This window comes from Bradyrhizobium sp. P5_C11_2, assembly GCF_054049755.1.
Map to the genome: position 1 here is coordinate 1 of NZ_JBFULT010000314.1, position 8,977 is coordinate 8,977.

Sequence of the window (8,977 nt, forward strand, 5' to 3'; positions counted from 1 at the left end):
TGTGGATGCAGCCCCTCACCCCGACCCTCTCCCCGTAAGAACGGGGAGAGGGAGGGCGGGCGCTCGCTACCTCTCGTTCGTAAACACGATCGTGCCACTTGCCGCGAACATGCCGCCGACGCCGTGACACACTGAAATCTTCGCGTTGGCGACCTGCGCCGGCGCGATGCCGCGCATCTGCCGCACGCTTTCCTGCAGCGCGTACATGCCGTACATGCCCGAATGCATGTAGGACAGGCCGCCGCCATTGGTATTGAGCGGCAGCTTAGCCCCGGGCCGCGTGTTGCCGTCGGCGATGAACTTTCCGGTCTCCTCGTGCGGCATGAAGCCGAGATCGCCGAGGCCGAACAGCGGCAGATGCGCAAAGGCGTCGTAGATCATGAGATGGTCAACGTCCTTGTGCGCGATGCCGGCCTCCTTGAAGGCGAGGGGCCCGGCGGTCTTGAACGCGCGCGAGGAATTGAAGGTCTCCATCTGGCTGACCATCGGCGTTTCCACGCTCTCGCCGGTGCCCATGATGTAGACCGGCTTCCTCGGAAAATCCCTGGCGCGGTCGGCCGAGGTCAGGATCAGCGCGCCGCCGCCGTCGGTGACGAGGCAGCACTGCAGCAGCCGGAACGGATAGGCGATCATGCGCGAGTTGAGGACGTCCGCGACCGTGATCGGGTCCTTCATCATGGCGCGCGGATTCTTCGCCGCCCATTCCCGCTGCACCACCGCGACCGAGGCGAGCTGCTCGTGGGTGATGCCGTAGGTCTTCATGAAGCGCAGCACGGGGATCGGGAACATGCTCGGCGGGCCGTAGACGCCGTAGGGCGCCTCGAACTGGCCTTGCAGGCTGTCGGCCGGAATCGAGCGCGGCGCCTTGCCGATCATCGACTTGCCGCTCTCGGCATGGGTGATCAGCACGGTCTTGCACAGGCCGGCCTCGATCGCCGCGGCGGCATGGCGAACGTGCAGCATGAACGAGCAGCCGCCCACCGAGGTGCCGTCCACCCATGTCGGCTTGATGCCGAGATAATGGCAGACCTGCTGCGGCGTCTCCACCGCGGTGGCAAAGCCGTCGATGTCGGAGAGTTTCAGTCCGGCGTCGGCGATGGCATTGAGGGCCGCGTCCGCGTGAAGCTGGAGCTGCGACATGTTGGGGATGACGCCGAGCTCGGTGGTCTCGGCCGCGCCGACGACGGCAACCTGGTTGCTGCGCATGGCCTATCCCTTCGCCGGACGGAACACGGGGAGGGTGATCTTGTCGTCGAGTGCCTCGAAGGCGACTTCGAGCTTCATGTCGAGCTCGAGCGCCTCCGGGGTCTGCGGGCAGTCGATGATGTTGCTCATCATCCGCGGCCCCTCCGCAAGCTCGACCACCGCGATCGCATAAGGCGGCGTGAAGCCGGGGGCGGCGGGACGGTGATTGATCACGTAGCTGTAGAGGAAACCCTTGCCGCTTGCCTTGAAGACGGAGACCTTGCGCGAGGCGCAGGACGGGCAGAACGGGCGCGGCGGGAAGTAGACATGCGCGCAGGCGTCGCAGCGTTGCAGGCGCAGTTCGCCCGCCTTGGTGCCGTCCCAGAAATGCTGGGTCTCCGGCGTCGGTTTTGGTCGCGCGCGCTGCGGTTCGGCCATGCCGGCAAGTCCTCCCAAGGCAGTCTTCCGAAGGCTTGGCTTCGGGGCCCGCCTGTTGCGATCTTGATGCGACAATTGACCATGGCGCGTCAACGGTCCAGCAACGCGCATGCATGCCATCATGCGCACAATGCTTGTGTCGCGCTGAGGCGGCGCTATAGATTGCGCGCGCAATATTCCGTGAGACAGACATGCCCGATTTTCCGACACTGGCGAAGCTCGCCGACGACCTCGAAAGCGGCCGCACCACCTCCCGCAAGCTGGTCGAGGCCTGCATCGCCAGGATCGCTGATCCGGCCGGCGAGGGCCGGCGCGCTTTCATCCATGTCGACAAGGATGCGGCGCTCGCGACCGCGGACGCGATGGACGGCTTGCGCAAGGTCAAGGCCGCGCCGTCGCGCTATGCCGGTATCCCGATCTCGATCAAGGATCTCTTCGATATCAGGGGACAGACGACGCGCGCCGGCTCGCGTGCGCTCGACGATTCCGATCCGGCGGAGCACGACGCCGCGACGGTCGAGCGGCTGCGCAAGGCCGGCTTCGTCCTGATCGGGCGGACCAACATGACCGAGTTCGCCTATTCCGGCATCGGCATCAATCCGCATTACGGCACGCCGAAGGGCGCCTGGAACCGGGCCGAGGGGCACGTGCCCGGCGGCTCGTCCTCCGGCGCGGCGGTCTCCGTGCTCGACGGCATGGCGCACGGTGCGCTCGGCACCGACACCGGCGGCTCCTGCCGGATTCCCGCCGCCTTCAACGGCATCGTCGGCTACAAGCCGACGCAACGCCGTGTGCCGCTCGACGGCGCGGTGCCGCTGTCATTCTCGCTCGACAGCATCGGGCCGCTGGCGCGATCGGTCAGTTGCTGTGCCATACTCGACGCCGTGCTCGCGAACGAGCCGATCGTCGCGCTGAAGCCGCGGCCGATCCAGGGCATGCGGCTGGCGGTGCCTACCACCATCGCGCTCGACGATCTCGATGCGGCAGTGGCCGAGACCTTCGAGCGCGCGCTGAAGACACTTTCCGATCATGGCGCCAGTATCGAACGGATCGAGATGGCGGAATTCCACGACATCGGACCGATGAACGCCAAGGGCGGTTTTGCCGCGTCCGAGAGCTACGCCTGGCATCGCTATCTCATCACCGCCAAGGGTGACGTCTACGACCCCCGGGTCTTCGTGCGCATCATGCGCGGCGAGGCACAGAGCGCGGCCGACTACATCGACCTCCTCAACGAGCGCCGTTCGCTGATCGCCCGCGTCAACGCGCGGATCGCGCCCTATGACGCGCTGGTGCTGCCGACCACCGCCAACACCCCGCCGAAGATCGCCGATCTCGCCGACGACAAGGCATTCACCACCCAGAACCTGCGCGCCCTGCGCAACTGTACCCTGATCAACATGATCGACGGCTGCGCCATCTCGCTGCCCGCCCATCGCGAGGGCGACGTTCCCGTCGGCCTGATGCTGGCGGGTGCGGGCGGCTCCGACCATCGCATTTTCGAACTTGCTGCCGGCATGGAGGCCGTAATTCGTGTTTGACCTGACTTTCACCGTCGACGCCCAGGACACCACCACGCCGCTGACGCTGGCGATCGACCAGATGGTCATCGCCGGCTGGACCGGCCGCGATCCCGTCGCGCGCGACAAGCACATCGCCGAGCTGCAAGAGATGGGCATCGCCCCGCCGGCCTCGACCCCGATCTACTATCGCGCCTCGGCACGGCGGCTGACCCTGGAAGACCGCATCGAATGCTGCGGCGGCGATTCCAGCGGCGAGGTCGAGTTCGTGCTGATCGGCTGGCAGGGCCGCGTCTTCGTCGGCTGCGGCTCCGACCACACCGACCGCAAGGTCGAGGCCTACAACGTCACCGTCTCCAAGCAGATGTGCGACAAGCCGATTGCCTCGACGCTGTGGGAGCTCGAGGACGTCATCGGCCATTGGGACAGGATGGTCCTGCGCTCCTACGCCACGATCAAGGGCGAGCGGGTGCTCTACCAGGAGGGCACGCTCGACGCGATGCTCCCCGTCGCCGACCTGATCGCGCGCGGTTTCGACGGCAAGAAGTTCCCCGACGGCTGCGCCATGTTCGGCGGCACCTTCGCCGCCAAGGGCGGCATCCGCCCCGCCGACCGCTTCGAGTTCGAGCTGGAAGACCCCGTGCTGAAGCGCACGATCAGGCACGGATATGACGTGGTGACGCTGCCGGTGCTGGGCTGATCGGCGTCGTCATTGATTGACGGGCTGGGCTCGGGTGCCCGGCGCATCCTTGAGAAGCAGCGGCCGGCTCTTTGCCGCTGCCGCCTGCGTCTCGCTGATCAATCCGGCCGTCTGCATGCGATCGATGGCGAAATCTCGCGAGCGCGTGTCGAAAGATCGGCTTGGGTAAGGTTGTCGCGCGCGCGTCGTGATGAACGCGACCTCGTCGACATCAAGGTCCGGGAGCGCCTTTCCAAAGTAGGCCTCCGCCCCGGCCGCCATTCCAAATGCACTGCGCCCAAGATAGCTCTCATTGAGATAGATCTCGAGGATCCTGTCCCGAGACAGGCTGCGGGTTACGCGCTGCATGAAAAAGATCGAGGCGATAGGGTCGATCTGCCGGTCATTTCCCGGGGAGAGCGACAGCAGGCAGCGCGCGACAGATTGCGTCACGCCGGCCGGCCGGGGTCTGCGACCAGTGCCCATGGCGAATGCAATCTCGGCAATCGGATTTAACGTCCAGGCTTCGTAGAAGTCCGGTTGCTCATACGCGATCACGGCGTCCCGGAGCAGAGGCGGGATATCGGCGAGGGGAATGGTGGCGTGCTTGGGATCGGTCCTGCACGCCGGGCCTGTCGGCGAAACCGCCGCGAGCTGAGCTTCCGTCGGAAGTCCGATGCTGTAACCGTAGTGCCAGACCAGCCAACCGGACAAGGCGAGCAGGCCGGTGCTCCCGAGCAAAAGCACAGCCAGCACCGTCTTGGCAGCAATGAAGAGAAATTTGCGCATCAGGTGCAGGCTGAAGGAGCGGGACGGGCACAAATTCGCGTTGGAACCGGACGGAATTGGGGCGGCTGGGGCCTCACGGAAATCGGGTGGTTGTTGCAGCCGCTATCTGCGACACCCACTTCCGTCATTCCGGGGCGCGCCCACTTGGGCGCGAGCCCGGAATCCATACTCCCGATCGTGGTTATGGATTCCGGGCCCGCGCCAAGAGGCGCGTCCCGGAATGACGGACGTGGATAGGATGATCGCAATGGCTATCGCCAAACGTGTTGCCGCACCTGACTCTGGAATTGACCTCCCCTCCCACGTCGACGCCCTCGACTGGTCTCAAATCACCGCCGAGCTCGACACCCAGGGCTGCGCCGTTCTCAAAGGCCTGCTGACGCCGGACCAATGTCGCACCATCGCTGCGTTCTATCCGGACGACACGCACTTCCGCAGCCGCATCGTCATGGGCCGCCACGGTTTTGGCCGCGGCGAATACAAGTACTTGTCCTACCCGCTTCCCGATCTGATCGGCGAATTGCGCCCGGCGCTCTATGCGCATCTCCACGGCGTCGCCAACCGCTGGAACGAGGCGATGGGGATCGACATCCGTTACCCCGCGCAGCACGCAGCCTTCCTCAAGCGTTGCCACGACGCGGGGCAGGCGCGGCCGACGCCGCTGCTGCTGCAATACGAGGCCGGCGACTACAATTGCCTGCACCAGGACCTCTATGGCGAGCACGTGTTCCCGATCCAGGTCGCGATCCTCTTGTCCGAGCCCGGACGTGACTTCACCGGCGGCGAGTTCGTGCTGACCGAGCAGCGCCCGCGCATGCAGTCCCGCGCCGAGGTGGTGCCGCTGGCGCAGGGCGACGCCGTCGCCTTCGCTGTGCATCACCGCCCGGTGCAGGGGACGCGCGGCACTTATCGCGTTAACCTCCGTCATGGCGTCAGCCGAATCCGATCCGGCCAACGCCATACGCTGGGTGTGATCTTTCATGATGCCAAATGAGCACAGGAATTGACGGCGGATCTGTTTGATAGCGTCGCGGAGGCGCAGCCCTCGCGTGAGGAGATCGCCGATGGCGCCGTGCTGCTGCGCGCATTCGTCAGGCCGATCGAGAGCGAGCTGATTGCCGCGGTGCGTGCGATCGTTGCACAGTCGCCGTTCCGGCGGATGACCACGCCCGGCGGTCATCTGATGTCGGTGGCGATGACCAATTGCGGCGCGCGGGGCTGGATCACCGACCACACCGGCTATCGCTACGATCCGATCGATCCGCGAACCGGCGCGCCGTGGCCCGCGATGCCGCCGGTGTTTTGCGATCTGGCGCGCCGGGCTGCGGAGCAGGGCGGGTTCACGGGCTTTGCGCCCGATGCCTGCCTCGTCAATCGTTACACACCCGGCACGCGGCTGTCGCTGCATCAGGACAAGGACGAGCTGGACTATGCGGCGCCGATCATCTCGGTCTCGCTGGGGCTGCCCGCGACCTTCCTGTTCGGCGGCATGGCGCGCAGCGACAAGCCGCGTCGTTTCCGGCTCGTCCATGGTGACGTCGTGGTCTGGGGCGGCCCCAACCGGCTCGCCTATCACGGCGTGGCGCCGCTCGCCGACGGCGAACATCCGCTGCTCGGACGGCAGCGCATCAACCTGACGTTTCGCCGGACGCAGTGATCCATCCCCTCATCCTGAGGAGCGCGCCCTTGCGCGCGTCTCGAAGGATGAAGGCCGAGCTGCGAGATACGGGCCTTTCATGGTTCGAGACGGCGCTTCGCGCCTCCTCACCATGAGGCTCACTAAGGCTTCGGCGGGTGGATGAACGCCCACGGGCTGATTTCGGAGTCCCGCGTCACCTCGACCGAGATTAGATACGGCCCGCCATGGGCGAGCGCCTTCTCCATCGCCGCCTTGAACTGATCCGGCGCGGTGACGCGCGCGGCCGCGACGCCGAAGGACTCCGCGAGCTTGACGAAATCCGGGTTGACGAGGTCGGACGCCACCACGCGGCCGTCGAAGCGTTCGCGCTGGTCGCGGCGGACATTGCCATAGGCGTTGTTGTTGAACACCAGCGTCACCACGCCGATGTTGAACTGCACGGCGGTGGCAAGCTCCTGCACGCCGAACATGAAGCCGCCGTCGCCGGTGATCGCCACCACCGGCTTGTCGGGATTAGCGACCTTGGCGCCAAGCGCGGTCGGGAAGCCCGAGCCGAGCGTGCCCTGATAGCCCGACGTGATGAAGGTGCGCGGCTCGTAGATCGGAAAGCCGTACCAGGAGGCGAAGCCGACCTGCGACAATTCATCGGTTACGATCGCGTTCGCCGGCAGCACCTCGCGCAGGATGTTCAGATATGCCATCTGCGGCTGGATGCGCTGGATTTCGGCTTGCGCGGTCGCGGTGGCGTCGCGGATCGCGGCGCGGCGGCCGGCGGTCTTGCTGTAACCGGCCCTGCTGACGGCGGCGGCGAGATCGGCGGTCGCGGCCTTGGCATCGGCGACGATAGCGGTGTCCGAGATGAAGCGCCGCATCTCGACCGGATCGATGTCGATGCGGATGCTCTTCAACCCGTCGGGCCGGTAGGGCCAGCGCGACATGGTCGGCAGCTCCAGCCGCGAGCCGATGCCGATCATGAGGTCGGTGTTCGGCCACAGCTTGTAGGCGGCAGCCATGGTCAGGCCGAGCTCGTGCGCATTGGAGACGATGCCGCGCCCGCTGCGGAAGGCGACCACGGGCGCATCGATCATCTCGGCAAGCTCGAGGATCTCGGCGCCCGCCTCGATCGCGCCGCTGCCGACGAAGATCATCGGCGCCTTGCTGTTCTTGATCAGCGCGGCCGCCTGCTTGATCATATCAGGATCGGGCAGGGGCGCGGGCAGGGGCTCCAGCACCTGCGCCGCAGCGGTGTCCGCGCGCTGGGTGAAGATATCCCAGGGCATTTCAACCGAGGCGGGCCCGCGTCGCCCGGACGTCATCTCCTGGAACGCGCGCGCCACAGTGGTCGGCGCGTTGCCGGGCGCCTCAATGCGATCTGCCCATTTCACATAGGTGCGCAGGGTCGCGAGCTGGTCCGGCATTTCGTGCAGATGGCCGCGGCCTTTGCCCAGAAATTGCGTCGGCACCTGGCCGGTGACGCACAGCACCGGCTCGTTGCAGCCATAGGCGGTGAGCAGCGCCGCGCTGGCGTTGAGCACGCCCGGGCCGGGCACCACGCTGAACACGCCGGGCCTGCCGCTGGAGCGCGCATAGCCGAACGCCATGTAGCCGCAGGCCTGCTCGTGCCGCGCGCCGATCACCTTGAGCTGGGCCTGGTGGAAGGCGTCGAACAGGCCGTAGATTTGGGCGCCGGGCAGGCCGAACACGGTGTCGACGCCATGGGCGACAAGGCCGCTTACGATCGCTTCGCCGCCGGTGAGGGTGGTCATTGCATCATTCCATTCGTGCTGGTGGTCAGGCTTCGTCGATCACACCGTTGCGCAATTTGCCGATGCCCTCGGCTTCGACCTCGACGACATCGCCAGGCTTCAGATAGCGCGGCGGATCGAACCGCGCACCGGCGCCGGTCGGCGTGCCCGTCACGATGATGTCACCGGGAACGAGCGTTGCGAAGGTCGAGATATAGCTGATGAGATAGCGGAACGGAAACATCAGTCGGCTGGTGCGATCGTCCTGCCGCAGCTCGCCATTCACGTGCGTGGTGAGATGGATATCGGCGATCTGCGATTCCCGGGTGTAGGGCACCAGCCACGGGCCGAGGCTGCCGCTGGAATCAAAATTCTTGCCCTGCGTGACGTTGAACTTGGCGTGGCGCAGCCAGTCGCGCACCGAGCCTTCATTGCACAGCGTGAGCGCCGCGATGTGGTCGAGCGCCGTGCTTTCCGCAATGTGCCGGCCTTGCTTGCCGATCACCAGCACGATCTCGCCTTCATAGTCGAGCTGCGCGGACGCGCGCGGCCGCACCAGCGGCGTGTCGTGGCCGACGAAGGAGCGGGGCGAGCGCATGAACATGCTCGGATATTTTGGGGCGTCCTGGCCGTCCTTGTACTCGGCATTGCGGTCGGGGTAGTTGACGCCGATGCAGATGATCTTCTCCGGCGCCGGCACCGGCGGCAACCAGCTGATGTCGGTGAGCGCATGGTCAGGCGCGCGACCGGCGGCCTCCTCGGCAAGGCTCGTGAGCTTGCCAGCCGCGATCACTTCGCGCAGCGTCGGATAATCCTTGGCGTAGCGCGGAGAGAGATCGACGATGCCACCCTCCAGGACAGCGCCGTAGCGGATTTCACCTTTGACGGAGTAGGTAGCGAGGCGAGGGAGCTTCATTGGCAACTCTTCATTCCCTGTCGTCCCGGCGAAGGCCGGGACCCATACCGCGGAATCTGTCGATTG

Annotated in this window: 9 protein-coding genes; 4 read left to right on the plus strand and 5 right to left on the minus strand. The window is 66.0% G+C overall.

What is annotated here, in order from left to right; translation table 11 throughout:
- Positions 1–66 precede the first annotated feature (66 nt).
- Positions 67–1,206, minus strand: coding sequence for a thiolase C-terminal domain-containing protein (locus ACXJL8_RS25525; RefSeq protein WP_456619207.1), 1,140 nt, complete (start codon positions 1,204–1,206; stop codon positions 67–69).
- Positions 1,207–1,209: 3 nt separating this feature from the next.
- The gene (locus ACXJL8_RS25530; RefSeq protein ID WP_027533987.1) at positions 1,210–1,623 is read right to left on the minus strand and encodes a Zn-ribbon domain-containing OB-fold protein; all 414 of its coding nucleotides are present in this window, start codon (positions 1,621–1,623) and stop codon (positions 1,210–1,212) included.
- A 191-nt stretch (positions 1,624–1,814) separates the two neighbouring features.
- Between ACXJL8_RS25530 and ACXJL8_RS25535 the strand changes: the two genes are divergently transcribed.
- On the plus strand, positions 1,815–3,164 hold the full coding sequence (locus ACXJL8_RS25535; protein WP_456619206.1) for an amidase: 1,350 nt from the start codon (positions 1,815–1,817) through the stop codon (positions 3,162–3,164).
- A complete protein-coding gene (locus ACXJL8_RS25540; protein ID WP_456619205.1) occupies positions 3,157–3,843 on the plus strand; it encodes a DUF2848 domain-containing protein in 687 nt (228 codons plus the stop codon). The genes ACXJL8_RS25535 and ACXJL8_RS25540 overlap by 8 nt, the downstream gene beginning before the upstream one ends.
- A gap of 9 nt (positions 3,844–3,852) precedes the next feature.
- Here the strand turns inward: ACXJL8_RS25540 and ACXJL8_RS25545 are convergent, their stop codons facing one another.
- A complete protein-coding gene (locus ACXJL8_RS25545; protein ID WP_456619204.1) occupies positions 3,853–4,611 on the minus strand; it encodes a transglycosylase domain-containing protein in 759 nt (252 codons plus the stop codon).
- 247 nt (positions 4,612–4,858) lie between these two features.
- On the opposite strand from ACXJL8_RS25545, the gene ACXJL8_RS25550 reads away from it, so the two are divergent.
- Both ACXJL8_RS25550 and alkB read left to right on the plus strand, forming a co-directional pair.
- Entirely contained in the window at positions 4,859–5,605 is a 747-nt protein-coding gene (locus ACXJL8_RS25550; protein WP_456619203.1) for a 2OG-Fe(II) oxygenase, read from the plus strand.
- A 9-nt stretch (positions 5,606–5,614) separates the two neighbouring features.
- Entirely contained in the window at positions 5,615–6,268 is a 654-nt protein-coding gene (gene alkB, locus ACXJL8_RS25555; RefSeq protein WP_456619202.1) for a DNA oxidative demethylase AlkB, read from the plus strand.
- A gap of 122 nt (positions 6,269–6,390) precedes the next feature.
- Here the strand turns inward: alkB and ACXJL8_RS25560 are convergent, their stop codons facing one another.
- Together ACXJL8_RS25560 and ACXJL8_RS25565 are read right to left on the minus strand one after the other, a co-directional pair.
- Positions 6,391–8,016: a thiamine pyrophosphate-dependent enzyme gene (locus tag ACXJL8_RS25560; RefSeq protein ID WP_456619201.1), complete on the minus strand. Its 1,626-nt coding sequence runs from the start codon at positions 8,014–8,016 to the stop codon at positions 6,391–6,393.
- Positions 8,017–8,041: 25 nt separating this feature from the next.
- Complete coding sequence (locus tag ACXJL8_RS25565; protein ID WP_456619200.1) at positions 8,042–8,911, minus strand: fumarylacetoacetate hydrolase family protein; 870 nt, start codon at positions 8,909–8,911, stop codon at positions 8,042–8,044.
- Between the last annotated feature and the right edge of the window lie 66 nt (positions 8,912–8,977).

What these genes read in the sequence shown, in the direction of transcription:
- ACXJL8_RS25525 (WP_456619207.1), bottom strand. Translation starts at nt 1,206, where the DNA reads ATGCGCAGCAACCAGGTTGCCGTCGTCGGCGCGGCCGAGACCACCGAG.
- ACXJL8_RS25530 (WP_027533987.1), bottom strand. Translation starts at nt 1,623, where the DNA reads ATGGCCGAACCGCAGCGCGCGCGACCAAAACCGACGCCGGAGACCCAG.
- ACXJL8_RS25535 (WP_456619206.1), top strand. Translation starts at nt 1,815, where the DNA reads ATGCCCGATTTTCCGACACTGGCGAAGCTCGCCGACGACCTCGAAAGC.
- ACXJL8_RS25545 (WP_456619204.1), bottom strand. Translation starts at nt 4,611, where the DNA reads ATGCGCAAATTTCTCTTCATTGCTGCCAAGACGGTGCTGGCTGTGCTT.
- ACXJL8_RS25550 (WP_456619203.1), top strand. Translation starts at nt 4,859, where the DNA reads ATGGCTATCGCCAAACGTGTTGCCGCACCTGACTCTGGAATTGACCTC.
- ACXJL8_RS25560 (WP_456619201.1), bottom strand. Translation starts at nt 8,016, where the DNA reads ATGACCACCCTCACCGGCGGCGAAGCGATCGTAAGCGGCCTTGTCGCC.
- ACXJL8_RS25565 (WP_456619200.1), bottom strand. Translation starts at nt 8,911, where the DNA reads ATGAAGCTCCCTCGCCTCGCTACCTACTCCGTCAAAGGTGAAATCCGC.